General features: G+C 69.0%; 25 protein-coding genes. 12 read left to right on the plus strand and 13 right to left on the minus strand.

Annotation, left to right across the window (positions count from 1 at the left end; all coding sequences use genetic code 11):
* Positions 1–22: 22 nt before the first annotated feature.
* Genes ACP7AB_RS08535 through ACP7AB_RS08545 form a run of 3 tightly spaced genes read left to right on the plus strand, consistent with a single transcriptional unit; the run spans position 23 to position 3,973 of the window.
* Positions 23–1,000: a mechanosensitive ion channel family protein gene (locus ACP7AB_RS08535; protein WP_425989944.1), complete on the plus strand. Its 978-nt coding sequence runs from the start codon at positions 23–25 to the stop codon at positions 998–1,000.
* Between the two features lie 18 nt (positions 1,001–1,018).
* The gene (locus ACP7AB_RS08540) at positions 1,019–2,035 is read left to right on the plus strand and encodes a threonine aldolase family protein (protein ID WP_425989946.1); all 1,017 of its coding nucleotides are present in this window, start codon (positions 1,019–1,021) and stop codon (positions 2,033–2,035) included.
* 27 nt (positions 2,036–2,062) lie between these two features.
* On the plus strand, positions 2,063–3,973 hold the full coding sequence (locus tag ACP7AB_RS08545; protein WP_425989948.1) for an ABCB family ABC transporter ATP-binding protein/permease: 1,911 nt from the start codon (positions 2,063–2,065) through the stop codon (positions 3,971–3,973).
* Here ACP7AB_RS08545 and ACP7AB_RS08550 read toward each other — a convergent pair.
* The 5 genes from ACP7AB_RS08550 to ACP7AB_RS08570 form a co-directional block, all read right to left on the minus strand.
* On the minus strand, positions 3,958–4,443 hold the full coding sequence (locus ACP7AB_RS08550) for a chemotaxis protein CheE (protein WP_425989950.1): 486 nt from the start codon (positions 4,441–4,443) through the stop codon (positions 3,958–3,960). The two genes, ACP7AB_RS08545 and ACP7AB_RS08550, sit on opposite strands and share 16 nt — an antisense overlap.
* On the minus strand, positions 4,440–5,024 hold the full coding sequence (locus tag ACP7AB_RS08555; RefSeq protein WP_425989952.1) for a response regulator: 585 nt from the start codon (positions 5,022–5,024) through the stop codon (positions 4,440–4,442). The genes ACP7AB_RS08550 and ACP7AB_RS08555 overlap by 4 nt, the downstream gene beginning before the upstream one ends.
* Before the next feature lie 239 nt (positions 5,025–5,263).
* Positions 5,264–6,214 (minus strand): acetyl-CoA carboxylase carboxyltransferase subunit alpha, encoded by a 951-nt coding sequence (locus ACP7AB_RS08560; protein ID WP_425989954.1) that lies wholly within the window; start codon positions 6,212–6,214, stop codon positions 5,264–5,266.
* A 60-nt stretch (positions 6,215–6,274) separates the two neighbouring features.
* On the minus strand, positions 6,275–7,885 hold the full coding sequence (locus ACP7AB_RS08565) for an ABC-F family ATP-binding cassette domain-containing protein (protein WP_425989956.1): 1,611 nt from the start codon (positions 7,883–7,885) through the stop codon (positions 6,275–6,277).
* Positions 7,886–8,309: 424 nt separating this feature from the next.
* Complete coding sequence (locus ACP7AB_RS08570) at positions 8,310–9,212, minus strand: tyrosine recombinase (protein ID WP_425989958.1); 903 nt, start codon at positions 9,210–9,212, stop codon at positions 8,310–8,312.
* A 112-nt stretch (positions 9,213–9,324) separates the two neighbouring features.
* On the opposite strand from ACP7AB_RS08570, the gene ACP7AB_RS08575 reads away from it, so the two are divergent.
* From ACP7AB_RS08575 to ACP7AB_RS08585, 3 genes are read left to right on the plus strand one after another with little or no spacing between them, the layout of a single operon-like run.
* Entirely contained in the window at positions 9,325–9,894 is a 570-nt protein-coding gene (locus ACP7AB_RS08575) for a shikimate kinase (RefSeq protein WP_425989960.1), read from the plus strand.
* Positions 9,891–10,994 carry a 3-dehydroquinate synthase gene (aroB, locus tag ACP7AB_RS08580; RefSeq protein ID WP_425989962.1) on the plus strand — a complete coding sequence of 368 codons (1,104 nt, stop codon included), beginning with the start codon at positions 9,891–9,893 and terminating at the stop codon, positions 10,992–10,994. The genes ACP7AB_RS08575 and aroB overlap by 4 nt, the downstream gene beginning before the upstream one ends.
* Entirely contained in the window at positions 10,991–11,575 is a 585-nt protein-coding gene (locus ACP7AB_RS08585) for a GNAT family N-acetyltransferase (RefSeq protein ID WP_425989964.1), read from the plus strand. The genes aroB and ACP7AB_RS08585 overlap by 4 nt, the downstream gene beginning before the upstream one ends.
* On the opposite strand, the gene ACP7AB_RS08590 is transcribed toward ACP7AB_RS08585, so the two are convergent.
* Positions 11,572–11,976: an MliC family protein gene (locus ACP7AB_RS08590; protein WP_425989966.1), complete on the minus strand. Its 405-nt coding sequence runs from the start codon at positions 11,974–11,976 to the stop codon at positions 11,572–11,574. The genes ACP7AB_RS08585 and ACP7AB_RS08590 overlap by 4 nt on opposite strands.
* Positions 11,977–11,997: 21 nt before the next feature.
* Positions 11,998–12,456 carry a nucleoside deaminase gene (locus ACP7AB_RS08595; protein ID WP_425989968.1) on the minus strand — a complete coding sequence of 153 codons (459 nt, stop codon included), beginning with the start codon at positions 12,454–12,456 and terminating at the stop codon, positions 11,998–12,000.
* Between the two features lie 12 nt (positions 12,457–12,468).
* Here ACP7AB_RS08595 and ACP7AB_RS08600 point away from each other — a divergent pair, with 12 nt between their 5' ends.
* Positions 12,469–13,989, plus strand: a complete 1,521-nt coding sequence (locus tag ACP7AB_RS08600; protein WP_425989970.1) for a pseudouridine synthase — start codon at positions 12,469–12,471, stop codon at positions 13,987–13,989.
* Here ACP7AB_RS08600 and ACP7AB_RS08605 read toward each other — a convergent pair.
* Positions 13,966–14,910, minus strand: coding sequence for a CPBP family intramembrane glutamic endopeptidase (locus ACP7AB_RS08605; protein WP_425989972.1), 945 nt, complete (start codon positions 14,908–14,910; stop codon positions 13,966–13,968). The genes ACP7AB_RS08600 and ACP7AB_RS08605 overlap by 24 nt on opposite strands.
* A gap of 45 nt (positions 14,911–14,955) precedes the next feature.
* Between ACP7AB_RS08605 and rsmD the strand changes: the two genes are divergently transcribed.
* Complete coding sequence (gene rsmD / locus ACP7AB_RS08610) at positions 14,956–15,531, plus strand: 16S rRNA (guanine(966)-N(2))-methyltransferase RsmD (protein WP_425989974.1); 576 nt, start codon at positions 14,956–14,958, stop codon at positions 15,529–15,531.
* Here the strand turns inward: rsmD and ACP7AB_RS08615 are convergent.
* Complete coding sequence (locus ACP7AB_RS08615; protein ID WP_425989976.1) at positions 15,514–15,789, minus strand: YjhX family toxin; 276 nt, start codon at positions 15,787–15,789, stop codon at positions 15,514–15,516. The two genes, rsmD and ACP7AB_RS08615, sit on opposite strands and share 18 nt — an antisense overlap.
* Before the next feature lie 696 nt (positions 15,790–16,485).
* Complete coding sequence (mutL, locus tag ACP7AB_RS08620) at positions 16,486–18,327, minus strand: DNA mismatch repair endonuclease MutL (RefSeq protein WP_425989978.1); 1,842 nt, start codon at positions 18,325–18,327, stop codon at positions 16,486–16,488.
* Between the two features lie 120 nt (positions 18,328–18,447).
* On the opposite strand from mutL, the gene ACP7AB_RS08625 reads away from it, so the two are divergent.
* The 3 genes from ACP7AB_RS08625 (at position 18,448) to ACP7AB_RS08635 (ending at position 20,086) form a co-directional block, all read left to right on the plus strand.
* The gene (locus ACP7AB_RS08625) at positions 18,448–18,798 is read left to right on the plus strand and encodes a hypothetical protein (protein ID WP_425989979.1); all 351 of its coding nucleotides are present in this window, start codon (positions 18,448–18,450) and stop codon (positions 18,796–18,798) included.
* A 61-nt stretch (positions 18,799–18,859) separates the two neighbouring features.
* Positions 18,860–19,441 carry a DUF4287 domain-containing protein gene (locus ACP7AB_RS08630; protein ID WP_425989981.1) on the plus strand — a complete coding sequence of 194 codons (582 nt, stop codon included), beginning with the start codon at positions 18,860–18,862 and terminating at the stop codon, positions 19,439–19,441.
* Between the two features lie 36 nt (positions 19,442–19,477).
* Complete coding sequence (locus ACP7AB_RS08635; protein ID WP_425989982.1) at positions 19,478–20,086, plus strand: ankyrin repeat domain-containing protein; 609 nt, start codon at positions 19,478–19,480, stop codon at positions 20,084–20,086.
* A gap of 31 nt (positions 20,087–20,117) precedes the next feature.
* Here ACP7AB_RS08635 and ACP7AB_RS08640 read toward each other — a convergent pair whose 3' ends face one another.
* The 3 genes from ACP7AB_RS08640 to ACP7AB_RS08650 are packed head-to-tail and all read right to left on the minus strand — an operon-like array spanning position 20,118 to position 23,409.
* A complete protein-coding gene (locus ACP7AB_RS08640) occupies positions 20,118–21,737 on the minus strand; it encodes a M20/M25/M40 family metallo-hydrolase (protein WP_425989984.1) in 1,620 nt (539 codons plus the stop codon).
* A gap of 59 nt (positions 21,738–21,796) precedes the next feature.
* Positions 21,797–22,954 (minus strand): GNAT family N-acetyltransferase, encoded by a 1,158-nt coding sequence (locus ACP7AB_RS08645; RefSeq protein WP_425989986.1) that lies wholly within the window; start codon positions 22,952–22,954, stop codon positions 21,797–21,799.
* Complete coding sequence (locus ACP7AB_RS08650) at positions 22,951–23,409, minus strand: RidA family protein (protein ID WP_425989988.1); 459 nt, start codon at positions 23,407–23,409, stop codon at positions 22,951–22,953. The genes ACP7AB_RS08645 and ACP7AB_RS08650 overlap by 4 nt, the downstream gene beginning before the upstream one ends.
* Positions 23,410–23,656: 247 nt before the next feature.
* Here ACP7AB_RS08650 and ACP7AB_RS08655 point away from each other — a divergent pair, with 247 nt between their 5' ends.
* Positions 23,657–24,583, plus strand: a complete 927-nt coding sequence (locus ACP7AB_RS08655) for a hypothetical protein (protein WP_425989989.1) — start codon at positions 23,657–23,659, stop codon at positions 24,581–24,583.
* Positions 24,584–25,130 lie beyond the last annotated feature (547 nt).

Below are 25,130 nucleotides of genomic sequence, written 5' to 3' on the forward strand. Positions count from 1 at the left end.
GCCAAGGCGTTAGACCCCGCCCATGTCTTCGACGCTCGATACCTTCGACACACTCCTCGCCACGGGACAGCAGGCTGTCGCCGTCGATGCGGTGATGCTTGCCAGGCTGACCCAGATCGCGGGCGATTTCGCCGTCAATCTGGCGATCGCCCTGATCATCCTGGTCGCCACGGTGTTCGCCGCGCGCTGGGCGTCGTCTGCGACGCGCAAGGCCCTGGGTCGCGTGCGCGGGTTCCGCCACGACCCCACGGTGCTGAGTTTTGCCGTTCAGGTCGTGCGGGTGCTGGTCTATCTGATCGGCTTCATCGCCGTGCTGCAGCGGCTGGGCGTGCAGACGACCTCGATCATCGCCGTGCTGGGCGCGGCCTCCCTGGCCGTCGGCCTGGCGCTGCAGGGGACGCTGTCGAACGTGGCGGCCGGGGTCATGCTGCTGGTGCTGAGGCCCTATCGTGTCGGCGATCTGGTCAATATCGGCGGCAATGTCGGCAAGGTGCAGCGGCTGGACCTGTTCTTCACCCAGCTGTCGGACGCCAACAATGTGAAGATCATGGCCCCGAACGGGAAGGTGTTTGGCGACATCATCCTGAATCTGTCGGGGCAAAAGAACCGGCGGATGGAGCTGAAACTCGGGGTCGGTTACGGCGATAATCTGAATACCGCCAAGGCGGCGCTGGTCGGAGCGGCGAGCGGCATTGATGCGGTTCTGCCCGATCCCGCGCCCTGGGCCGGGGTGACCGACCTGCTGGACAGTTCGGTGGAGATGACCCTGACGGCGTGGACCACGTCCGATGACTACTGGCAGGCCCGGGCCGATGTCTTCCAGGCGGCGAAGGAGGCGCTGGACGCGGCGGGTATCGAGATCCCGTTCCCGCACCAGGTCGCCGTGCCCTATGGCGACGAGGAGGCGCCGTTGCCTCTGGCGACGGAGGGCGTGCAGGGTTTGCGCGGCCGGACGAATCCCCGCAGCGCGGGGTTCGACACCCGTCCCGACGACGACTAGAACGAGGCCTGATCCGCGATGCGCTACGACTTTGGATCGGACAATACCGCCGGCATGGCCCCCGCCGCCCTGCAGGGGCTGATCGACGCCAATACCGGGTTCGCCCGGGCCTATGGGGCGGATGATGTCACCGCGCGCGCGGCCGAGCAGATCCGGGCGAGGCTGGATGCGGACGCCGAGATCCGATTCGTCTTTTCGGGCACGGCCGCCAACGCCATCGCCCTGTCCATGCTGGCCTATCCGCACGAGGCGGTGCTGGCGCACAACGCGGCTCACATCTGCACGGACGAAACCGGCGCGCCGGGCTTCTTCGGCCAGGGGCTGGGCCTGATCGGTCTGCCGGGCGTGTCGGGCAAGATCGATCAGAAGGCGCTGGAAGCCGCGCTGGACGAGCCGGAGGTCGGACACCGCCAGCCGCCGGCCGCCCTGTCGCTGACCCAGTCGACCGAATACGGCACGGTCTATACCGAGGAGGAACTGCGCCACCTGATCGAGCCGGTGAAGGCCAGGGGTTATGGCGTTCATCTTGACGGCGCGCGGCTCGCCAACGCGGCGGCGGCGGGGTTCGACCTGACCCAGATCGCGCGGCTCGGCGTCGATGTCCTGGTGTTCGGCGGAGCCAAGGCCGGCGGCCTCTGCACCGAAGCCATCGTGATGTTCGACAAGACCCTGGCCCGCAGGGTGGACAACCGGCTGAAGCAGGCGGGGCAGACCGCGTCCAAGGCGCGTTTCCTGGCCGCGCCCTTCCTGGGGATGCTGGAGTCCAACGCCTGGGAGGACGGCGCCGCCCACGCCAATCGGATGGCGGCGCGCCTGGCGGAGGGTATCGCGACGCGCTCTCCCTGGGTCCTGGCCCATCCGGTCGATGCCAACGCGGTCTTCGTGCGCATGCCCGTAAAGGCGCATGCGCGTCTCAACGAGATGGGCTGGGCCTGCTACCGCTTCGACGACGGCTCGGTGCGGTTCGTCTGCTCATGGGCCACGGAAGAGGCGGCGGTGGATGAAATCATCGAGGCGATCGCGGGCCTTTCGTGAGACCCCAACGCAGTCCATATCGGTCGCATGGCGCGTGGTGAACGATCGGGACAGAGGGGCGGGGGCGGCATAGAGGCGAAGGCGCAGAACGCCGGCGCCGCGGCCGAGGCGCCCGTCGATCCCAAAACCATCCCCGCCCTGATGGATCTGATCCGGCTGGTCGGCCGATCCGGCGCACCGCAGCTGAAGCTGCGTTTGACCGTGTCCATCCTGCTGACCATCGCGGGCAAGGGGCTGGGGGTGCTGGCGCCGCTGGTGCTGGGCGCGGCGGTCAACCATCTGGCGGCGGATCAGCCGGCGGGCGTTTCGGTCGGCTTGGGCTTCGCGGGCTTCGCGGTCGGCTGGGCGATCGTGCGGTTCCTGTCGTCGAGCGCGCCGCAGCTTTCGGACGTGGTCTTCGCGCCCGTGCGGGCGGCGGCGCAGCGGACGGCGGCGACCGAGACCTTCGCCCACGCCCTGAGCCTGTCGCTCGATTTCCACCAGACAAAGCGGTCTGGCTCCCTGTCGCGGACGGTCGACCGCGGGTCGCGCTCGGTCGACTTCCTGCTGAGGATTCTCGCGTTCAACCTCGCGCCGACCGGGCTGGAGCTGATCCTGGCGGCGGCGGTGCTGGGCGGGAAATACGACTGGCGGTTCGCGGCCGTCGCGGTGGTCGTGGTGGTCGTCTACTCGATCCTGACCTTCTCGATCTCCAACTGGCGGATCGAGCATCGGCGGACGATGAACACGGCCGACACCGAGGCAGCGGGCCAGGTCGTCGACGCCCTGATCAACTATGAGACCGTGAAGTCGTTCGGGGCCGAGACGCGGGCGGCGCTGGGCTACGACCGGGCCCTGGGCGCCTATAACGACGCCGCGCTGAAGGCCAACAGTTCGCTGGCGCTGCTGAACGCGGTGCAGGCCCTGATCATGAATGTCGGCCTCGGGGTGATGGCCGTGATGGCCGGGTTCGAGGCGGCGGCCGGGCGGATGGGGCCGGGCGACGTGACGGCGGCGGTGCTGATCCTGATCTCGCTGTATGCGCCCCTCAACATCCTGGGCTTCGCCTATCGGGAAATCCGCCAGTCCTTCATCGACATGGAGGAGATGCTGAAGGTCACCCGCCAGACGCCGCAGGTCGCCGATGCGCCGGGCGCCGCGGATCTCGTCCGGCCCGAGGGGCAGAGCGGCGGGGCGCTGGCCTTCGAGGACGTGTCCTTCCGTCACGACGCGCGCGCAAACGGGCTGGAGGATGTGTCTTTCACTGTCCAGCCGGGCACGACGACGGCCCTGGTCGGGCCTTCGGGATCGGGCAAGTCGACGATCGTCAAACTGGCGCTGCGGCTGCTGGACCCGCAGGTTGGACGCGTGGTGATCGACGGGGCTGACGTGCGCGATGTGACCCAGGCCTCGCTGCGGCGCGCGGTGGCCCTGGTGCCGCAGGACGTGGCCCTGTTCAACGACACACTGGCGGTCAACATCGCCTTCGCCCGCCCCGAGGCGGACGAGGCGGCGATCTGGGCGGCGGCGGAGGCGGCGGAACTGGCGGAGTTTATCCGCAGCCTGCCGGACGGGATGGAGACGCGTGTCGGCGAGCGGGGTCTGAAGCTGTCCGGCGGCGAGCGTCAGCGGGTCGGCATCGCCCGGGCCCTGTTGGCCGATCCCTGTATCCTGATCCTGGACGAGGCGACCAGCGCGCTGGACAGCCGCACCGAGGCCGCGATCCAGAAGACCCTGCGCAAGGCCAAGGCGGGTCGGACGACCCTGGTGGTGGCTCACCGGCTGTCGACCATCGCCGATGCGGAGCAGATCCTGGTGCTGAAGGCCGGCCGGATCGTCGAGCGCGGGGCGCACCATGAGTTGGTGGCCCGGGTTGGCGGCGAATACGCGGCTCTGTGGAAGAAGCAGACGCGCGGCGCGCGGATCGGCCTCGACGGGGACCGTCAGTCGGCGGGTTGATCCGCCGCCGGAATCTTGCGCGCCACCATCTGGTGCAGATTGGCCAGGATCGCGGTGCGGGTCTCCTCCGCATCCTCGGGCAGGCCGAGGATCAGCTGAAGCGCCTGGGCGTGGACGGTGACGATACGCCAGTCGAAAGGCGCGCCGGGGAGGGCCGCGTCGATCAGGTCGCACAGGCCGGCGGCGGCCTTGCACAGGTCGTCGCGATCGAACGGGCCAGCCGCGTCGATGATCGCGCTGCCGATCTCATAGGCCTCGTTCAACCGCTGAACCGGGTCCTGATCCGCGGGCGGGGCCAGAAGGGCGGCGAGCCGGCCGATCCGTTCTGCGACGATGGACTGGCTTTCGGTCTTCAGGTTGTCGAGGTTGGCGCGGGCCTGGGCCATGGCGACGCCGACGCTCAGGCCGCCGGGCTGGTCGATGATGGTCGACAGGCGCGACGTGCGCGGCTTCCACATCACGGCGGTCATGATGAGAGCGCCTCGGTGGAAGCGGCGGCGGAACTGTCGGCCAGGTGCGAGATCAGGCGGATCATGTCGGCGCGCCGTTCGCCGTCGTTAAGCGGCGTCGCGGGGGCGAAGCGACGGTCGGGGCCGGAAAAGTCCCCGGCCTCGAGGAACGGCCGGTTGTCACGCGCGACCCAGATAATGCGTTCCAGCACCACGGCGGGGCTGAAGGGCTTGGTGACAAGGAAGTTGGCGCCACAGTCGCGCACGTCCGCCACCTTGGAGCGGCGCACATGGCTGGCGGTCATGATCACCGGGACGAAGGCGTTGGGCTCCAGGCCGGAGCGGCGGAGCCAGCGGACGAGTCCGTGACCGTCGGAGCCCTCCATTTCGCAGTCGATGAACAGTAGATCGATGGAGTGGATCTTCAGCAATTCCATCGCCTGGGCCGTGCTGCGTGGCGTGTGTTTCGTGCGGATGCCGAAGCCCTGGAGCGCCTGGATGGTCACCTCCATGCTGAATGGCGACTCGTCGACGACCATCGTGACCGCCTCGGTCAGATTGAAGACCGCGCTTTCGCGCAGCGGCTCGCCGACAGCGCTCATGGACGACGCCGGGTCCGGGAAATCAAAGGGTGCATGGGGTGGCCTTGGTCGCGAAGGGCCAAAAATGGCGGTTTCTTCTCTACGACGCGTTAACGCCGGAGTCCGGTTCCCATGACGGAACGTGGCCAAGCGCAGCCGCCGGACGGTCTCTGGAGCAGGATCGGCATCAGCTATCGGCGAGAGCCTGCTTCACGCTTTCGACAGAAGCGTGAAGCGCTTCCGTCTCACACGATCAGCCTCTAGGCCTCACGACCGATGGCGTAGAAGCGGTCCGAGCGCTGCTTGCGCAACTCGGCCGGGGTCAGGGGCATGAGCTGCTGCAGTTCGTCCCAGACGGCGTCACCGACGGACTGCATGGCGGCTTCGCGGTTCGCGTGCGCGCCGCCGATCGGTTCGGGGATGATCCGATCGACGATCTTCATCGCCAGCAGGTCGGGGCCGGTGATCTTCATGGCGTTAGCCGCGTCCCTGGCCCGCGCGCCGTCGCGCCACAGAATGCCGGCGGCGCCCTCCGGCGAGATCACCGAATAGATCGAGTGTTCGAGGATCAGCACGCGGTTGGCGGCGGCCAGGGCGATGGCGCCGCCCGATCCGCCTTCGCCCGTGACCGTGGCGATCATCGGCGTCCCCAGGATCAGGCCGCGCTCAGTCGAACGGGCGATGGCCTCGGCCTGGCCGCGCTCCTCGGCGCCCAGGCCCGGATAGGCGCCGGCGGTGTCGACGAAGGTCAGGACCGGCAGGCCGAAGCGGTCGGCCATGTCCATCAGGCGCACGGCCTTGCGATAGCCCTCGGGCCGCGCCATGCCGAAATTGTGGGTCAGGCGGGTCGCCGTGTCGTGGCCCTTCTCGTGGCCCATGACGACCACGGCCTGACCCCGGAAGCGGGCGAGACCGCCCAGGATGGCCTGGTCGTCGCCGAACTGGCGATCGCCGCGCAGCTCGACATAGTCGGTGAACAGGGCGTCCAGATAGTCGATGAAGTGCGGACGCTGGGGGTGGCGGGCGACCTGGGTCTTCTTCCACGGGTCCAGCTCGGCATAGGTCTTCTTGCGAAGCTGCTCGGCCTTGCGGCGCAGGCCGTCGATCTCGGTCTCAAACGAGCCGGAGGTGGCCGAAAGCAGACCGAGTTCCTCGATCTTGGCCTCCAGATCGGCGATCGGCTTTTCGAATTCGAGATAGTGGGTGGCCATGAGGCGTCCGGAAGGGGCGGGCGAAACGGCCCTGTCGCAAGGCGCGGGAACCTAGAGAGGTCAACGCACGGGGGCAAGCGGGGGTTCAGGAGAACAGAGGTCGATGCGTCGCGTTATCCCGACGGCGTCGAGGAAGGCCTCGTCGTGACTGACGATCAGAAGCGCGCCGTCATAGGCCCTCAAGCCCGCCTCCACCGCCTCGATAGAGTCGATATCGAGATGGTTGGTCGGCTCGTCGAGAATCAGGAAGGGCGGAGGCGCCGGGCCGCCGAGCACGCAGGCCAGGCCGGCGCGCAGGCGCTGGCCGCCCGACAGGTCGCCGACGATCCGGAGCGCGGCGTCAGCGCGGAACATGAAGCGGGCGAGGGATGCGCGGCAGCTATTCTCGTCCACGTCCGGGTGCAGACGGCGGAAATTGTCCCGGATCGACAGAGCCGGATCGAGGATCGCCACCTGCTGGTCCAGCATGGCCGCGGGCGTGGACCTTCGGACGCTGCCCGACAGGGGGGCGAGGGCGCCGATGATCAGAGCCAGCAGGGTGGTCTTGCCCGAGCCGTTCGGGCCGATGACGGCGACCCGCTCCGGTCCTGCGATACGAAGAGACAGGCCGGTCAGGACGGGGCGGTCAGAGACGTAGCCGGCGGTCACCCTGTCGAGGGCCAGGATCTCCCGGCCTATGGACAGGCCGGTCGAGGGCAGGGTTACGGTCAGGGGCTGGAGCACCTCGATCCGTTCGCGGGCTGTTGTCGCCACGCCCTCCGCCTGTTCCCGGCGGCGCTCGGCGAGACGGGATTGCTCGCCGCCGGTGTCCTCGGCGCGGTCCTTCCTGGCGCCGAGCAGGATCTTCGGCTGGTCGCCGCGCGCGGCTGCGGCTCGACCGGCCTTGTCGGAGCGGGCCTTGCGTTCGGCGGTCTGTCTCGCCGTGCGGGCGAGATCGGTCAGCCGCCTGTCGGCGTCGGCGAGGGCGCGCCGGGCGGCTTCAAGCTCCAGCGCCTTGCGGACGCGATACGCCGACCAGTTCCCGCCGTAGCGGGTCGCGCCGAGGGTGGTCAGCTCGACGATGGCGTCCATCGTCTCCAGCAGTTCGCGGTCGTGGCTGACCACGATGGCTCCGGCGCGCCAGTCGGCCAGCAGGTCGATCACCGCCTGTCGCCCTTCGCTGTCGAGGTTGTTGGTCGGCTCGTCGAGGATCAGCCAGTCCGGCTCTGCGAACAGCAGGGCGGCGAGGCCGGCCCGGGTGCGCTGGCCGCCGGACAGGGTCACAAGACGTGTCGCCGGGGTGGCGTCGAGGCTCAGCCGGCCGAGAGCCGAGGCGATGCGCGCCTCCAGCGTCCAGTCGGCGCGCGCCAGGTCGTCGGCGTCGGCCAGTCCCGCCTCGGCGCGGCCGAGGAGGGCGAGGGCGTCCGTCGCGTCGAACAGGTCGGCGATGGTTTCGATCTGATCGACCTGAACGGTCTGGCGCAGAAGCGCGACGCGGCCGTTTACGGTCACGCTCCCGGCCTGAGGCGTCAGACGGCCGTCGATGAGGCTCAGCAGGGTGGTCTTTCCCACGCCGTTGCGACCGACGAGCCCGGTGCGCTCAGGCCCAAAGGCGAGGTTCAGGTCGGAGAAGAGAGGCGATCCGCCGGGCGGGGCCCAGGCGAGATCATGCAGAACGATGGAGGCGGACATGGCTTTCCCGATGCAAGGCTTTGAGGGGCAGTTGCGGTCGGGAGGGGATCACATGGTCGGCGCGGGCCTTCGTCTGGGGTGAGCGTCAGAGGCTAGGGGAGGGGCGGGGCGGGATCAAGGCATCGACAGTCCGTTCTCCTCGGGACAGGCCTGAGGTCGACAGAGGGAAACCAGGACCAATCGACGTTCAGCGTTCCAGACGCTTGTCATCCCGGCCGCAGCGAAGCGGAGAGCCGGGACGCTGGACGCCGAGCGTCGGGCTCCCGGAAATCGCGCTGGCGATTATCCGGGAGAAGGCCCGACGGCCATCTCTGTCTCCCGGACAGCCGCTTCGCGTCTTCCGGGAGGGTCGAACAGACGTTTTTTCGTCCCGGATAATCGCCAGCGCGATTTCCGGGATGACAAGGCTGAATGTCGATTGAGCCTACTCGTCCTTTGCCAAGGGATGGTGCCGGTTGACCACCTGGGTCAGGCGGTCGGTCGCCACGTGCGTGTAGATCTGGGTCGTGGCGATGTCGGCGTGGCCGAGCAGGGTCTGGACCACGCGGAGGTCGGCGCCGCCCTCGAGCAGATGGGTGGCGAAGGCGTGGCGCAGGACGTGGGGGCTGACCCGGGCGGGGTCGATGTTCGCGTCCAGCGCCGCCTGATCCAGCATCTGGGCGAAGCGACGCGGCGTCAGATGGCTGGCGGTCGTGCCTGACGGGAACAGCCACGGGCTGTCGGGCGCCTTTTCCGGACGAGCGGCGTCCCGAACGATGAGCCAGGCTTTTACGGCTTCGCGCGCCGAGGCGTTGAGGGGGGCGAGCCGCTCCTTGCCGCCCTTGCCGCGCACGATGAGGTAGGCGGGATCGCGGCGCACGGCCTCGACCCGCAGGGCCAGCAGTTCCGACACCCGCAGGCCCGAGGCATAGGCCAGTTCGACCAGGGCGATCATGCGCACGCCCGACGCGCCGTCGCGGGCGGCGGAGGCGGTCAGCAGCCGCACGACCTCTTCGCGGCTCAGGGTGCGGGGCAGGGAACGGCCCTGTTTCGGGGCGTCCAGGCGCCGGGAGGGGTCATCGGCGCGCCAGCCCTCGCCCATGGCGAAGCGGTAGAACTGGCGCACGGCCGAGCGACGGCGCGCGGCGGTGGCGGCGGACAGGCCCCGAAGCGAGAGTCCGGCGAACCAGGCCTCGATCGCGGTCTCATCCGCGGCCATCAGGCCGAGCGCACCGAGGGCCGCCTCCGCATCCGCGAGATCGCGGGCGTAGGCCGACAGCGTGTTTGGCGAGGCGTCCCGCTCCACAGCCATCATCTCCAGGAAGGCTTCGACCTGTGGTGTGGTCATGGCGGCGTGGTCATTGTCGGGCGCCGTCAGACGGGCGCTGGCGAGCGGCGGCGCTTGGTGTAGAGACTGGAGCGACCATGCCTTGCCGTAACTCCTCCCGCCGAGACCGACCGTGAGCGCACGCGCCTCGGCCGCCGCGATTCCCGCGCCGACCCGCACCATAGCGCTGGTGGGGCTGATGGGCGTGGGCAAATCGACGGTCGGGCGTCGCCTCGCCAACCGGCTGGGCCTGGCCTTTGTCGATGGCGACGAGGCCATCGAGGCGGCGGCGCGGATGACCGTGTCCGACATCTTCGCCCGGATGGGTGAGGCCGAGTTCCGGGCCGGAGAGGCGCGGGTCATGCGCCGCCTGCTGGAAGGGCCGCCGATCGTGCTGGCCACCGGCGGCGGGGCGGTGCTGAATCCCGACACGCGGGAGCTGATGAAGGCCCATGCGACCTCGGTCTGGCTGAGAGCCGATCTGAAGATCGTGGCCCAGCGGGTGCAACGGCGGGACACCCGGCCCCTGTTGCGCGGCAAGGACCCGCTCGTGGCGCTGAAGGCGATGGCCGAGGTGCGCTACCCCCTCTACGAGGCGACGGCCGATCTGACCGTGGACGTCGGCGCGGGCGCCCATGCCCAGGCGGTGGACGCGATCGTCGCGGCCCTGAACCACTACTGGGCGAACGGAGCGACGGCATGACGGTGGTTGCGGTCTCCGGCGGATCGTTCGCCGCCTATGACGTCGTTGTCGGGCGCGGCCTGTTGGCCGAGGCGGGCGCGCGGATCGCACCGATCGCGCGCGGGCGGACGGTGATCGTCTCGGACGAGACGGTGGCGGCGCTCCACGGGCCGGCGCTGCAGGCCTCGCTGGCGGCGGCGGGCGTGCGCTCGGAGATCGTGGCGGTGCCGGTGGGCGAGGCGTCCAAGTCCTTCGCCGAGCTGGAACGGCTGATGGACCGCCTGCTGGCGGCGGGGCTGGATCGCAAGGACGTCGTGGTGGCCCTGGGCGGGGGGGTCGTCGGCGACCTGGCCGGTCTGGCGGCGGCCCTCTACATGCGCGGCATCGATTTCGTGCAGGTTCCCACGACCCTGCTGGCCCAGGTCGACTCCTCCGTCGGCGGCAAGACGGCGATCGATACGCCCCGGGGCAAGAACCTGGTCGGGGCCTTTCACCAGCCGCGGCTGGTGCTGGCCGATATCGACGTGCTGGCGACCCTCCCGGATGTGCAGCTGCGGTCGGGTTGGGCCGAGGTGCTGAAGCACGGGCTGATCTGCGATGCGGACTTCTTCGACTGGCTGGCGGGAGACGGGGCAGCGGGGGCCAGGGGCGATCCGGCGGCGCTGGAGCGGGCGGTGATTCGCTCGGTCGAGATCAAGTCGGCCATCGTCGGCGAGGACGAGAAGGAGGCGGGCCGTCGCGCCCTGCTGAACCTCGGCCACACCTTCGGCCACGCCATCGAGGCGGAACTGGGCTTCGAGGCGGCGGCGCTGGCCCATGGCGAGGCCGTGGCGCTCGGCTGCTGCATGGCGTTCCGGTTCTCGGTGCGACAGGGGTTGTGCGACGCTGCTGATGCGGAGCGGGTCGAGGCGGTGATCGCGGCGGCGGGTCTGCCGACCCGGCTGACGCAGGCGGGTCAATTTTCGGCCGAGGCCTTGCTGGCGCGTATGGCGGGGGACAAGAAGGCGGAGGCCGGGGGAGTGACCCTGATCCTCGCGCGTCGGATCGGCGACGCCTTTGTGCAGCGATATGACGACACCGCGCCGATCCTCGATTTCCTGAAGCGTGAAGGCGCGGCGTGATCCCGATCGTTCCGCTGGAAAACGCCTGCGTGCGGCTGGAGCCCTATGCGGCCGGGCTGGAGGGGGAGGTGCGGGCGGCGCTGAACGTCGATCCGGACAGCTGGGCCGTCATGGTCGGGACGGCGCACGGTGAGCATTTCGACCGGTTCTGGACCTCGGCGCTGCGGGACATGCAGGCCGGGACCAAGGTGGCCTACGCTGTGCGGCGGTTGTCGGACGGCGTCGTGGTCGGCACCTCCAGCCTCTATGAGATCCGGCCCGAGCACCGGCGCTGCGAGATCGGAGCGACCTTCTATCGGCCGGACGCGCGAGGCGGGGTGGTCAACCCGGCCTGCAAGCGGCTGATGCTGGAGCACGCGTTCACCTCGGGCATCGTGCGGGTCGAAATCCTGACCGACGCAATCAATGCCCGCAGCCGTGCGGCGATCACGAAGCTGGGCGCGCGGTTCGAGGGCGTGTTGGGTAATCACAAGATCACCTGGACCGGCCGGGTCAGGGATACGGCGCTGTATGCCGTTCTGGACCGGGATTGGCCGGAGGTCCGGAGCCGCCTCGACGTTCGGCTGACGGCGCCGGCCTAGTCGATCGCCCGGCAGTCCGTCGGCTGACGGCCGTCGGCGGACCAGGTGGCGAGGATGCCCTTGCCGCGCAGCTCATAGGCGCTGGCCTTGTACCAGATGCCGTCGGCGGATCTTTCCTGATACAGATCAACGGCCTCGCCGTTCGAGTTGCGGACCGTCGCCATGGCGCGGGGGTTGTCGAAATCGACCGAGAGGCGTTCACCGTTGTCGCACAGATAGACGGTGCGGATGACGCGGTTGACCGTGCGATCCTGAAGTTCGGCACCCGTGCGACGACGCGCGGTCTGGGCGTCGATCGCACGCTGGCGCACGGCCTCGCCGTCAGTCGGGGCCTTGGCGGGCTTGGGGCCGCAGGCGGAGAGGGCCGAAGTCGCGGCCGCAATCAGGATCAGGTGACGCATCAGTCTCTCCAGGCGTTACGGTCAGGCTTGGCTAACGGGCCGGACGGACCGCCGTTCCCGGAAGAATCTGCGCAGCAGCGCCGCCGCTTCTTCCCCCAACAGGCCGCCCTCGGTCGTCGGGCGCGAATGCAGGGTCGGCTGTTCGAACAGGCGGGGGCCGTGGATCACGGCGCCGCCCTTCGGATCGTCCGCCGCCCAGACAACGCGGCCGATTCGGGCGTGGCTGATGGCCCCGGCGCACATGGCGCAGGGCTCCAGCGTCACATAAAGCGTCAGGCCCGTGAGACGATAGTTTCCGGTCGCCCGGGCCGCCGCGCGAATGGCCTCGATCTCTGCGTGAGCGGTGGGATCAAGGCCTCCGATGGGGCCGTTGGCGCCGACGGAAACGACGGATCCGGTCGCTTCATCGACCACGACGGCGCCCACAGGCACCTCTCCGGCGTCCGCCGCCGCTTGCGCCAGGTCCAATGCCATGCGCATGAACCGCTCATCATGGCCCGCCATACAGACGACAACGACAAGAAGCCCCGGCCCAGTCAAGCCCCGAGGGCGCATAAGCCCGGCGACCGCCCGAAAAGCGGCTCCGCGCGCCCAGGCTCGGCCTCCGCCGCCCTGTTCCAGTCCAGCACCAAGGCCCCTGAAGGGGGACGGAGCTCGGGCAGCGGACGCGCCTATGCGCCGGACAAGGGCGCACGCCCGGAACCGAAGCCGAAGGGCCCGCGCGCCGGTGGCAAGCCGGGCGGCAAGCCAGGCAAGGATGCCGCTCCGGTCGAGCCGAAACGCAGCGAGCGGATCGCCAAGGCGATGGCGCGCGCCGGCATCGCCTCGCGCCGCGAGGTCGAGCGGCTGATCGGCCTGGGCAAGGTGGCGGTGAACGGCCGCATCCTCGACACGCCGGCGACCCTGGTGACGCGCGACGACGTCATCACCGTGGACGGCAAGCCGATCGCGGCGGCCCAGGCCACGCGGGTCTGGCGCTACAACAAGCCGGTCGGCCTGCTGACCTCGCACAACGATCCACAAGGGCGGCCGACGGTGTTCGACGCCCTGCCCAGCGGCCTGCCGCGGGTGATCTCGGTCGGGCGTCTGGACATCAACACCGAAGGCCTGCTGCTGCTGACCAACGACGGCGAGCTGTCGCGTGCCCTGGAGCTGCCTGAGACCGCGCTGGTGCGTCAGTACCGGGCGCGGGCGCGGGGTCGCATCACCCAGGCCGAGCTCGACAGGCTGAAGGACGGGGTCACCGTCGACGGCGTCCGCTACGGCCCGGTCGAGGCGGCCATAGACAAGGCCACGACCAAGGAGGACGGCTCGCAGGCCGCCAACCTGTGGATCAGCGTCCAGATCGCCGAGGGCAAGAACCGCGAAGTCCGCAAGGTGCTGGAATCGGTCGGCCTGACCGTCAATCGGCTGATCCGGCTGGCCTACGGACCCTTCCAGCTGGGGACCCTGGCGACCGGCTCGGTCGAGGAGATCGGCCCTCGCGTGATCCGCGAACTGCTGGGCGAACACATCCGCCCCGACAATCTGCCCGAGGGCAACACGGTCGCCACGCCCGCGCCCGTACCGGGTCGCCGCACGAGCACGCCCAAGGTGGCGGGCGTCTCGGGCTCGGCCATGTCGGACCCGTCGCGCAAGCCCAGCCGCGTGCGCGCCGCCGAGACCGCCCATGTCCAGGGCGTCGAACGCGCCAACCGGCCGCCCAAGAAGGCCGGCTGGGCCAAGGCCGGCGCGCCCAATCCGCGCGGTCCCTCGACCAAGACGCCGTGGAAGCCTCGCGAAGAGGGCGCCGGGGGCGGCGAACGGCCCGCCCGGGTGTTCAAGCCGCGCGAGGACAAGATGATCGGTCCGAAGTCGGCGACCTGGGCCCGCGACGGGGATAAGCCCAGGCGCGACTTCAAGCCGCGCGACGGCGCCGGCGCGCCGCGTTCCAGCGGGCCTCGCTCTGGCCCGGGCGGTCCTCGTCCTACAGGCGGCAAGCCCGGCGGATCACGCGGCCCCTCGCGGGGCTAGTCGCGCCAGTCGCCAGTCGCGAGGTCCGTCGGCCAGCCGCTCTATGACGACCAGCATGACAATGGCCACGAAGACCTCCGGCGCCAGCTCGATCCAGTCCGAATCGCGTCCCACCTCGCTCGCAGAGAGGGGCTGCCAGAACAGGCAGATCATCAGGTTGTTGGCCAGGTGGGCGCCGATGGCGAATTCCAGCCCGCCCAGCCGGATCGCGGCCCAGGTCCAGATCGCGCCGGACAGGGCCCGCGCGACATTTGCCACGGGATCGGGGTCGAGATGCAGGGCCGAGAACAGCAGGCCGTTGATCAGGCACAGGACGACGGGATGCCGCGTCAGCTGGGTGGTGAGACGCAGCAGGACGCCGCGACAGATGACCTCCTCCGCCGCCGCCGCGCCCAGCAGGCCGACGATGCTGGCCACGACGAAGACCGGCCGCGTCCAGTCGGCATAGGTCGGGCTGAGAAGCGGCGGGGTCCATTCTGCGCCCATCATGAGATAGAAGGGGAACAGGATCACGCTGACACAGGCCATCGCCAGGAAGCCGACGCCGAGATCCCCGGCATTGAATCTGCGGCCGGGCCACAGGAAGTCCGCCAGCGGACGCAGGTAGATCATGGCCGCCGCGGCGAGAATGGCCACGGCCAGACTGCCCAGTATCGCCGCCAGCAGCAGGGTGCTCACGCTCTCGTCGATCAACCGCAGGGGCGTCTCCGGCAAGGGCCCGGACAGGCCTAGTTGATCGGTCGCCCCGGGAATGATGCGGACGATAATGGCCAGGACGATCATGACGGCGACTATCAGCAGCATCGCCAGGGCGATGAAGCCGCCCAGCTTGAGCCAGGGCCGTTCCGGTTCGAAGCCGGTGATCATCGGCGATTGACGCGCGAGGGGGACGGCGCGGATCAGGGCTTCATACGGGGACATGGCCGACCGTTGCATTGCGTCGCGGTTTCGGTCCAGAGGCAGGCCATGAGGATCGTCGCCGGAAAGCTCAAAGGTCGCGCCATCGTGGCGCCGGAGGGACAGGGCACGCGCCCGACCTCGGATCGCGCGCGTCAGGCCGTGTTCAATGTGCTCGAACATGCAGCGTGGGCCGAGCCGCTGCAGGGTGCACGGGTCATGGACCTGTTCGCCGGATCGGGGGCCCTGGGCTTCGAGGCGATGAGCCGGGGCGCGGCCTTCTGCGTCTTCGTCGAGATCAACGACGAGGCGCGCGGGGCCATCCGCGAGAACGCCGACGCCTACGGCATCATGGGCGCGACGCGCGTGCATCGACGCAGCGCGATCGAAATGGGCGTGCGGCCGGGATCGGACGGCGAGGCCTTCGACTTCGCCTTCCTCGATCCGCCCTACGGCAAGGGGCTGGGTGAACAGTCGCTGCACCGGCTGCTGGACGGCGGCTGGCTGAAATCCGGCGCCATCGTCGTGTTCGAGCGCGGCTCGGACGAGCCGGACATCGACACGCCCGGCTATGACAGGCTGGACGCGCGCGACTACGGCGCCGCGCGCGTCCTCTTCCTCAGGCGCTCACCAGCCGCGACTTGAGACGCGGTTGTCGAGCTGGCTGCGCATGCGCGCCAGCCCCTCGCGGTTGACCCGATAGGGCCCGCCGTCGAGCGACTGGATCAGCCCCTTGGTCTTCAGCTTCTTCCACACCGAGAGGGTGCAGTCGGTCAGCTGGAAGCCGTCGCGGGTGAAGCAGTCGGCCTTGAGGATACGGCCGTCGGGATCGCGCTCGAGCACGATCGCGCCGCCTTGCGCCAGGGCGTGCAGCGTCCGCTGCTGCGCACGGGAGATGTTCATTTGATAATGTCCGTGATGTCGTGAAGGCTCGCGCCGGCGCATTCACGCCGACGGGTGATCAGAGGCTTCGACAGTCAGCGCCGGGCCTCAGGCCTTTTGCGCAATCTCGGACATAGGCATTCCAGGTCGGATGATCCGACGCGCCAGAATACGTCGGTCGGCGTCGTTCGTCACCCCTTGACCCTCACGCCGCATGAGGCCCCATAGGTCTGTCCATGCGGAACGACGCGCGCCACACGATCCATACCGTCAGCCAGCTGGTCAGGCTGTCGGGGACCTCGGTCCGGACGCTGCACCACTATGACGCCATCTGGGTTCTGCTCCGTGCATCCCCGCGGAGGCGGGGACCCAAGCGTAAGCCGTACGTCAGACAGTCAGGATCAAATCTGGGCGATGGCGCACATCCCGAGTGGGCCAAAGCCTGGTTTCCGCCTTCGCGGGGATGCACGGATCTTGCGCATACCCATCAACGGATCGTCCGAATCCACCCTTGAAATCAACGCCCGGCTCTAACGAGAGGCCTTTTACTCATCACCCTCCGAAACGGCCTCATACTGGTGTGTCGTGAGGCAACCCGGAAAGGACCGACCATCGCCAGCGCCGGCGGGCGCATCGGACTTAATGGACTCATTGGACTCTTTGGACTGTGTTTTTTGGAGTCCAACGTCCAACCCGCCGAGGGCCGGGCAAGCGTTTTCAACGTCTTCCGAACAACTTCTCAAGGTCGTTGAGCTTCAGCTCCACATAGGTCGGGCGGCCGTGGTTGCACTGACCGGAGTGGGGCGTGGCCTCCATCTGGCGCAGCAGGGCGTTCATCTCGGGCGCCGACAGCACCCGCCCGGCGCGGACGGAGCCGTGGCAGGCCATGGTGCCGCAGACCTCGCCCAGACGTTCCGACAGGGCCAGGGCCGCGCCGTGTTCGGCCAGGTCGTCGGCGATGTCGCGGATCAGCCCCTGGACGTCGGTGTCGCCGAGGAGGGCCGGCGTCTCGCGCACCAGCACGGCCCCGCCGCCGAAGGGTTCGACGATCAGGCCGAGCTGGGCCAGTTCGTCGGCGCGGGCGATGACGCGGTCGGCCTCGGCGGGGTCCAGCTCCACAACCTCGGGCGTCAGCAGGGCCTGGCGGAGGACCGAGCCCTCGGCCATCTGGGTCTTCATCCGTTCGTAGACGAGCCGTTCGTGGGCCGCGTGCTGGTCGACCACGACGATGCCGTCGCGGGTCTGGGCGACGATATAGGTCCCATGGACCTGGGCCCGGGCGGCCCCCAGCGGCTGGTCGATCGGATCGGCGGGGTTGGGCGCGCCGGACTGTTCGGGCCAGTGCTGGAAGTCGGCGGGCGGGGCCTCGACACGGACGGACATCTCCGACAGGCCCGGGATGTCCTGATTGGCGGCGACAGGCCGCTCCCAGCCGGTCCAGCCGCTGAAGCCCCGGGCGGTTGGAGACGACGGACTCCAGGCCGGGCCCGTGTGCGCCGTGAACCCGGCCAGCACATTGTCGGCCACGGTCGTCGAGGCGCGGTGGCCGGCGGCGTGGAGGGCGTGCCTCAACGCCCCGACGATCAGACCGCGCACCAGGGCCGGATCGCGGAACCGGACCTCCGCCTTGGCCGGGTGGACGTTTACATCGACGAACAGGGGGTCGATCTCGAGGAACAGCACCGCCGCCGGATGCCGGTCCCGCGCCAGGAAGTCGGCATAGGCGCCCCGCAAGGCCCCCTGCAGCAGCCGGTCGCGCACCGGGCGGCCGTTGACGAACAGATACTGGTGCCCGCCGTTGCCGCGCGAATAGGTCGGCAGGCCGGCATAGCCTGAAAGCCGTATGCCCTCGCGCGACTGGTCGATCAGCAGGGCATTGGCCTCGAAGTCACGGCCCAGCAGGGCGGCGAGCCGCTTCAGCCGGCCCTCGTCGCCGGGATGTTCGGCGGGCAGGCGCAGGGTGGTCTTGCCGTCGAGGTCGAGGGTGAAGGCGACGCCCTCATGCGCCATGGCCTGGCGCTTGATCTCTTCCAAGATGGCCATGGCCTCGGAGCGCTCGGACTTCATGAATTTGAGCCGGGCCGGGGTGGCGTAGAACAGGTCGCGGACCTCGACCCGGGCGCCGTGGGGGCCGGGGAAGCCGGCGGGCGCGACCGGACGCTGGTCGCCGCCTTCGACTGTGATCTGGTGGGCGTCGCCGTCTTTCGCGCGGCTGGTGATGGTCAGGCGGGCGACCGAGCCGATCGAGGGCAGGGCCTCGCCGCGGAAGCCCAGGGTCGAGATACGCAACAGGTCGACGTCGCCCGCGTCGTCGGGCTCCAGCTTGGACGTCGCATGGCGTTCGACGGCGAGGGCCAGCTGGTCCGGGGCCATGCCGTGGCCGTCGTCGGCGATCAGGATGCGCGACAGGCCGCCGCCGTCGGCCTGGATCTCGATCCGGGTCGCCCCGGCGTCGAGCGCATTTTCGACCAGCTCCTTGATGGCGCTGGACGGCCGTTCGACCACCTCGCCGGCGGCGATGCGATTGACGGTCTCGGGCGGGAGGCGGCGGATGGGCATGGGATTCGCGATCCTAGCGCTGAATGCGCGCGAGGTCGTCAGGTTGCGTGGCTTGCTCGCTGCGAAAACCAGTGTAGCCATAGGTGCCAGGGTCCGCATCGGGCCTGGGGCGACCTGTTCATGACCATCAAACTCCTGTCGGCGGCCGCTGCGCTCGCCTTCACCTGCGTCGCCTCCAGCGCCTCGGCCCAGACCGGCCCGCTGGACTTCACCCTGAACAACGGCACCAGCGAAGTCGTCGTCCAGCTGTTCATCTCCGTCCCGTCGACCAACGACTGGGAAGAAGACATTCTGGGCGACCAGGTCGTCGGCAGCGGCGACAGCGTCCAGGTCACGATCGATGACGGCCTCGAAGACTGCGAATACGACATCAAGGTCGTGTTCGATGACGACACCCCCGACCTGATTGTCATGGGCGTCGACTTCTGCGCCATCAACGGTGAGTCGCTGAACCTCAACGACGGCGGCTGAAACTGACTGTAGGCGACGGCCGGGGCGAAAGTCCCGGCCGTTTCCAATTGCGAGACGAACCATGAAGCCGGGACCCCAGTTGACCGAGCGTCAGGCGAAATGGTTTGCCACGGTGAAGGCGAATTTCGAGACCCGGAGCGGCCGAACGCTGGAGGCCTGGCTCGAGATCATGAAGACCTGCCCCGAGACGGCTCTGCGCGCCCAGTTGGCGTGGCTGAAGGCCGAACATGGGGTGGGCCAGAACCACGGCTCCCAAATTCTCGACGCCTTCAACCCGTGCGGCGGGCCCGGCTGGGATGAGCCTGCGGAACTGCGTGCGGCTCTGTGGAAGGCGGCCGGGTCTCTGGCCCTCCTCGAGGCCGTCGAGGCTGTCGCCTCCGGGGTTGAGGGCGTCATTTCCGGCCAACGGAAGGGCTACACCGCGTTCAGCCGCAAGGTGCAGTTCGCGGCCATGCGTCCGCTGAAGGGCGGGCGGGCCTTGCTGGGGTTGAAGCTGGAACCGGAAGCCTCGGCGCGGCTGTCGGCCCCGATGAAGAAGGAAAGCTGGTCTGAACGGCTCAGGGCCGTGGTCGAGCTGAACGATCCCGCAGCCGTGGACGGCGAGATTGCACGGTTGTTCGCGGCGGCGGCCGAGCGGGGCTAGCTTGGGCGCAGGCAGGCAGGCGGGACCGATCCCTACATGACCGAAGATGAGCCACTCTGGTGCCTGCTGAAGGCGATCGTCGCGGCGGACGCGCTGACAGTGGACGAGATCCTGGCCGCCTGTCCCGCGATCTCGCGAGCGGTAGTGACAAAGGGCGCGTCGCGAGGGGAGCCGGATGTCTTTCTGCCGGAAATCCAGCACCATGTTTATGCCGGGGATACGGCGCTCCACATCGCGGCGGCGGCCTATCAGCTAGAGACCGTGCGCCAGTTGATCGGGTTCGGCGCCCACGTCGCGGCCGCCAACCGACGTGGCGCGCAACCCCTGCACTATGCGGCGGACGGAATGCCCGGGTCGGACAACTGGAACCCGGCGGCGCAGGCGGCGGTGATCGCCAGCCTGGTGTCCTCAGGGGCGGATCCCGACGCGATCGACAAGTCAGGGGTCACGCCGCTGCACCGGGCTGTCAGGAAGCGCTGCGCTGCGGCTGTCGAGGCGCTGTTGGCGAGCGGAGCTGACCCCCTGCGCCGGAACGGGAAGGGCTCGACGCCTATGATGCTGGCGATCAAGGCCACCGGTCGGGGCGGGAGCGGCGCGCCAGTCATGAAGGCGCAACAGGCCGAGATCATTCGGATGCTGGGCTGAGGCGGAAGCCGAAACCTTCGCCTCATCAAGATCACTCCGCCGGCAGGTATTCGAACGGATCGCTCGGCGTCGGCCGGGTCGGGACCGGCATCCGGGGCAGGGGCTGGTCGCGGTTGGCGGCGTTCAGCAGGAAGCTGGCCAGGATGACCGCCGCCTGACGCAGGTCGTCCGGCTTCAGGTGGTCATAGCTGTCGACCGAGGTGTGGTGGATGCGGCTGTCGTAGTCGAGCGGGTCCTGGATGAACTGGTAGCCCGGGATGCCGACGCTCTGCATGTAGACGTGGTCGGTGCCGCCCGAGGTGCGCAGGGAGACGGTCGAGGCGCCCAGGCTGGCGAACGGGGCCAGCCACTCCTGGAAGATGGGCGCGGCCGCGACATTGCCCTCGGCATTGATGCCGCGGATCCGGCCCGACCCGTTGTCGATGTTGAAATAGGCGGTCAGGTCGCCATGGCCCTCGCGCGGCTGGATCGGCCAACGGTTACGCCAGGTGCGGTTGTTCGGTTGACCGGCCAGCCTTGGGTCGGTCGAGGGGGCGCGCGTCGCCAGATGCTGATCGACATAGGCCAGAGAGCCCCACAGGCCCTGCTCCTCGCCGTTCCACAGGGCGAAGCGGATGGTGCGTTTCGGACGGACGCCCAGCTGCATCAGGATTCGGGCGGCCTCCATGACCACGGCGCTGCCGGCGGCGTTGTCGCTGGCGCCGTCGGAGGCGACCCAGCTGTCGAGGTGGGCACCGGCCATAACGTATTCACCGGAGCGGTCCGTACCCGGAATATCGGCCAGTACGTTGTAGGCATTGACGTCCTCATCGTGGAACTCGACCTCGCTCATCAGCTCCAGCGTCGGCGGGGTGTCGGTCCGGGCGAGGCGGGCGAGGCGGCGATAGTCCTCGGCGGCCAGTTCCATGCCGGGAACCCTGGGCGTCTGGCCGACGCGGAAGCCTGAGCCGGTCCCGTGCAGCAGACCGCCGTCGCGGGCGGACATGCGGACCAGGGCGAGGGCGCCTTCCCCTGCGAGGAAGTCGTCCAGGGCGACGGCGAAGTTCGGGGCGTCCAGCTGACGTTCGATGGCGGCAGGGGAATACTGGGGCTGGACATAGACGTTGCCGCTGCGGAGCTGTTCGTCGGTCAGGCGGCGGAAGGGCGCCTCGGCGGGCTCCGAACCGGTGTTGGGCTGGGTGACCATGACGATCTTGCCGCGCAGCTGACCCCGGAAGCGTTCGAAGTCGGCGACCCTCGTCATCGGGGCGACGACGACACCGGCGCTGATCGTTCCATTGGTGCCGGGCGTCCAGGCGATGGGAATGGCGCGCAGGTCGATGACGCGCGGCTCGGTCATCCGGGCGCTGGAGCGGACGATCGACCAGCCGCGGCCGAACTCGAAGCCCTCGGTGCGGACGTTGGACAGGCCCCAGTCGCGGAACTGCTGCTGGGTCCAGGTCTCGGCCTCGCGCATGGCCGGCGAGTTGGTCAGGCGGCCGCCGATGTTGTCGGTCAGGTGGGCGGCGGTCTGCATCACCTGCGAATGGTTCAGCCCCTGGTCGAGGATGCCGTTGACGGCGACGCGATCGACGGACTGGGCCGAGGCCGGAGCGGCGGCGAGCGGCGCGGCGAGGGCGGCCGAGGCCAGCAGGATCAGCAGACGGGACATGGGCGCTCCGGGAGAAATCGAGGTTTCGGGATATGAGCAGCCAAGGCGACCCGTGGCAATCAGGCGGTCCGATAGGGCGAGTATTCCGCCGTCATCGCCTCGATCTCGGCCTCCACCCCCGCGCTTTCCTGCACAAGATACTGGGCCACGGGACTGCGCAGGGCCGGGTCGGCGATATAGTGGGCGGAGTAGACGGGGGAGGGCAGGTAGCCGCGCGCCATCTTGTGTTCTCCCTGGGCCCCTGCCTCGACGCGGGACAGGCCGTGGGCGATCGCGAACTCGATCGCCTGATAGTAGCAGAGCTCGAAATGCAGGAAGGGGACCTCTTCCAGCGCGCCCCACTGGCGGCCGTAGAGAGCGTCGCGGCCGATGAAGTTCAGGGCGCCGGCGATGGGCGCGCCGTCGCGGAAGGCCATTACCAGGGCGATGCGGTCGGGCATCGTCTGGCCGATCATCGAGAAGAAGGCGCGGGTCAGATAGGGGCGGCCCCATTTGCGCTCGCCCGTGTCCTGGTAGAAGTCGAAGAAGGCGTCCCAGTGGGCCTCCGTGAGGTCGGCGCCGGTCAGGACGCGGATGTCGAGGCCGGCCCGGGCGTCGCGGCGCTCGCGGCGGATGGTCTTGCGGCGGTTGGAGGACAGGGCGGCGAGGAAGTCGTCGAAGGTCTGGTAGCCCGCGTTCCTCCAGATGAACTGCATGTCCTGGCGACGCAGCATCCCGGCCTCGCCCATGGCCGACCATTCGGGCTGTGTCGGGAAGTTCACATGCAGGGACGACACGCCGAGCCGCTCGGTCAGGGTCAGGGCGCCCTGGATCAGGGCGGCGCGGACAGTCGCCTCGTCCGTGCCCGGAGCGTGCAGGAAGCGGGGGCCGGTGGCGGGGGTGAAGGGGACGGCGCCGAGCAGCTTGGGATAGTAGCGGCCGCCGGCGCGCTGGTAGGCGTCGGCCCAGGCGTGGTCGAAGACGTATTCGCCCTGGCTGTGGCCTTTCAGATAGAGGGGCATGCAGCCGAGGACGGTGTCGTCGGGCCCCATCAGGGTCAGGTGCCGCGGCCCCCAGCCTTGACTGGCGACGGCGCTGCCGGAGGCCTCGCAGGCGTTCAGAAAGTCGAACGAGACGAAGGGATCGCCGGTCGGGGCGGCGCAGGCGTCCCACGCCTCGCGACCGATGGCCGCGAGGCTGTCATGGACCTGAAGCGTGAACTCAGGCTGCGGGCTCACCGCACCTCGACGATGGCGTCCACCTCAACGGCGAAGCCGAGGGGCAGCTGGTAGACGCCGACGGCCGAGCGGGCGTGGCGGCCGGCGTCGCCGAACACCTCGACCATCAGGTCCGAGCAGCCGTTGATGACGGCCGGGATGGCGGTGAAACCGGGGCCGGCCTGGACGAAGCCGCCCAGTTTGACGACGCGGACGACGCGGTCGAGGTCGCCGTCGAGCGCGGCGTTCAGCTGGGCCAGAAGGTTGATGCCGCACAGGCGGGCGCCGGCGTTGGCCTGTTCCGGGGTGACGTCCTCGCCGACCGTGCCCTTGAGTCCGCCCGAGGCGTCGTTCGACAACTGGCCCGAGATGTGGACCAGGTTGCCGGTGCGCACGAACGGGACGTAGTTGGCCACCGCCGCAGCGGGCTGGGGCAGGGCGATAGCGAGTTCGGCGAGGCGGGCGTTGATGGACATCTTGGGCTCCATATAGGTGTTGCGCGGGGTTTAGCTGCTGTCGGACTTCACGTCTCCTCCCTGTCGCGTAGCGATGGGGAGGTGGCTCGGAGCGCAGCGGAGAGACGGAGGGGTTCTTGCCGCTGTCCAGAACCCCTCCGTCTGCTCGCGAAGAGCTCGCATCCACCTCCCCATTCGCCAAGCGGCGAATGGGGAGGAGACTGGGGGCTTTAAGTCTTCGCCAACCGGCGTGTGCCAGTATCGGGCCATGGAAACGCTGACCCAAACCCTGATCGAGGCCTTCAAGGCCATCCGGGCCCGACTGACCGCCGAAGAGCGGACGCGGGTCGATATCGCCTCGGTCGAGGCCGTGAATCCGGCGGTGGCCTCGGCCTCCCACTGGAATTTCGACCTGCCGGCCCATGCCGCTGACAAGGCCCTGGGCTCCGACGCCACGGACGCCATGCGCCGCGCCCTGGTCGCGACCTGGGCCCTGGAACTGCCGGGGCGGGCGAAACAGGCGGCGCTGCCGGGCGAGGTCTTGGAGCTCTATCCCTACTGGATGGACAGGATGGCCGAGTTCCTGACGGCGGCCGCCGATACGAATGCGGCCTATGACCCGGACCACTGGGCCAAGGACGTGCGCATGGCCCTGGTCCTGAGCGTGCCCGGGGCCCTGACCCAGACCATCGACCTGTCGTCGCCCATGGGGCCCGGCCAGGTGGTGCGGAACGGGCGCGGGGGCCATGGCTGGTCGCAGCTGGTCTCCTATGTGCGGGCCCAGGGCTGGAAGAAGCCCTGGCTGGAGGTCCACACCGAGAGCCGCCAGCTGGCCGATTTCAACGAGGCCGGCTGGGACCGGGCCTGGGCCACGGCCGCGGCCCTCTGCAAGACACGGCCCGAGCTGGCCGGGATGATCGGCTCGAGCTGGTTCTACGATCCGCCGCTGGAGACCATCAGCCCGCGATTGGCCTATCTGCGGTTGAACCCGCTCAAGGGCGGGGCCTTCATCATCCACCAGGGGCCGGCGCCGATCCATTCGGAACGGGCCTCGGCCTCGTCGCCGACGCGCAAGGCGCTGATCGAGAGCGGCGAATACACGCCGAGCTCGTGGCTGGTGGCCTGGCCGAAATCGACGCTGATTCCGTGGGCGGAACAACGCAAGGCCGCGATGGAGATGGCCGAGGCGGCCTGAGGGCTGCGCGACTCCAGAATAGACTCGACAGAGTCGACAGAGTCGCGCGGGTTGGGGGTGTGCTGTGCGCCTCCTTGAATGAGCGCGACAGTTTACGGCCGTTTCGGACCGTGATGGGTAAAAGGCCTTTCGTTAGAGCCGCGCGTTGAAATCTTTGGGCGAATTCGGGCGTCCGTTGATGGGTATGGGCCCGCCTCAACTCGAATCCGTGCATCCCCGCGAAGGCGGGGACCCAGTGCTTTGGGCGATGCGCGATACCGAGCGCGCTAGAGAGCGATCCCACACACGGTCATGCAGCTAAAACCTGGGTCCCCGCTTTCGCGGGTATGCACGGAAAGTTGGTTCAGTCTCCGCCAGATCCCAGTCTTTCGTCATTCCGGGTCTTCGCTGCGCCACGCCCGAAATTGGAACTCCCTCTCCCGGTGGGAGAGGGATTGAGGCTCGCAGAGCGTTGGCGATGCGCCAGCCGAAAGGGTGAGGGGCAGCCCTCACCAGTTGGCGCCAACCCCTCACCCTTTCGCGTTTCCAATCGCTGCGCTCCTGGACG

This window comes from Brevundimonas sp. TWP3-1-2b1 (assembly GCF_049896165.1).
GTDB lineage: Bacteria > Pseudomonadota > Alphaproteobacteria > Caulobacterales > Caulobacteraceae > Brevundimonas > Brevundimonas subvibrioides_B.

Excerpts from the sequence above, each read along its gene's own strand:
- ACP7AB_RS08535 (WP_425989944.1), top strand. The coding sequence starts at position 23 with ATGTCTTCGACGCTCGATACCTTCGACACACTCCTCGCCACGGGACAG.
- ACP7AB_RS08540 (WP_425989946.1), top strand. The coding sequence starts at position 1,019 with ATGCGCTACGACTTTGGATCGGACAATACCGCCGGCATGGCCCCCGCC.
- ACP7AB_RS08545 (WP_425989948.1), top strand. The coding sequence starts at position 2,063 with ATGGCGCGTGGTGAACGATCGGGACAGAGGGGCGGGGGCGGCATAGAG.
- ACP7AB_RS08550 (WP_425989950.1), bottom strand. The coding sequence starts at position 4,443 with ATGACCGCCGTGATGTGGAAGCCGCGCACGTCGCGCCTGTCGACCATC.
- ACP7AB_RS08555 (WP_425989952.1), bottom strand. The coding sequence starts at position 5,024 with ATGAGCGCTGTCGGCGAGCCGCTGCGCGAAAGCGCGGTCTTCAATCTG.
- ACP7AB_RS08560 (WP_425989954.1), bottom strand. The coding sequence starts at position 6,214 with ATGGCCACCCACTATCTCGAATTCGAAAAGCCGATCGCCGATCTGGAG.
- ACP7AB_RS08565 (WP_425989956.1), bottom strand. The coding sequence starts at position 7,885 with ATGTCCGCCTCCATCGTTCTGCATGATCTCGCCTGGGCCCCGCCCGGC.
- ACP7AB_RS08570 (WP_425989958.1), bottom strand. The coding sequence starts at position 9,212 with ATGACCACACCACAGGTCGAAGCCTTCCTGGAGATGATGGCTGTGGAG.
- aroB (WP_425989962.1), top strand. The coding sequence starts at position 9,891 with ATGACGGTGGTTGCGGTCTCCGGCGGATCGTTCGCCGCCTATGACGTC.
- ACP7AB_RS08590 (WP_425989966.1), bottom strand. The coding sequence starts at position 11,976 with ATGCGTCACCTGATCCTGATTGCGGCCGCGACTTCGGCCCTCTCCGCC.
- ACP7AB_RS08595 (WP_425989968.1), bottom strand. The coding sequence starts at position 12,456 with ATGCGCATGGCATTGGACCTGGCGCAAGCGGCGGCGGACGCCGGAGAG.
- ACP7AB_RS08600 (WP_425989970.1), top strand. The coding sequence starts at position 12,469 with ATGGCCCGCCATACAGACGACAACGACAAGAAGCCCCGGCCCAGTCAA.
- ACP7AB_RS08605 (WP_425989972.1), bottom strand. The coding sequence starts at position 14,910 with ATGTCCCCGTATGAAGCCCTGATCCGCGCCGTCCCCCTCGCGCGTCAA.
- rsmD (WP_425989974.1), top strand. The coding sequence starts at position 14,956 with ATGAGGATCGTCGCCGGAAAGCTCAAAGGTCGCGCCATCGTGGCGCCG.
- ACP7AB_RS08615 (WP_425989976.1), bottom strand. The coding sequence starts at position 15,789 with ATGAACATCTCCCGTGCGCAGCAGCGGACGCTGCACGCCCTGGCGCAA.
- mutL (WP_425989978.1), bottom strand. The coding sequence starts at position 18,327 with ATGCCCATCCGCCGCCTCCCGCCCGAGACCGTCAATCGCATCGCCGCC.
- ACP7AB_RS08625 (WP_425989979.1), top strand. The coding sequence starts at position 18,448 with ATGACCATCAAACTCCTGTCGGCGGCCGCTGCGCTCGCCTTCACCTGC.
- ACP7AB_RS08630 (WP_425989981.1), top strand. The coding sequence starts at position 18,860 with ATGAAGCCGGGACCCCAGTTGACCGAGCGTCAGGCGAAATGGTTTGCC.
- ACP7AB_RS08635 (WP_425989982.1), top strand. The coding sequence starts at position 19,478 with ATGACCGAAGATGAGCCACTCTGGTGCCTGCTGAAGGCGATCGTCGCG.
- ACP7AB_RS08640 (WP_425989984.1), bottom strand. The coding sequence starts at position 21,737 with ATGTCCCGTCTGCTGATCCTGCTGGCCTCGGCCGCCCTCGCCGCGCCG.
- ACP7AB_RS08650 (WP_425989988.1), bottom strand. The coding sequence starts at position 23,409 with ATGTCCATCAACGCCCGCCTCGCCGAACTCGCTATCGCCCTGCCCCAG.
- ACP7AB_RS08655 (WP_425989989.1), top strand. The coding sequence starts at position 23,657 with ATGGAAACGCTGACCCAAACCCTGATCGAGGCCTTCAAGGCCATCCGG.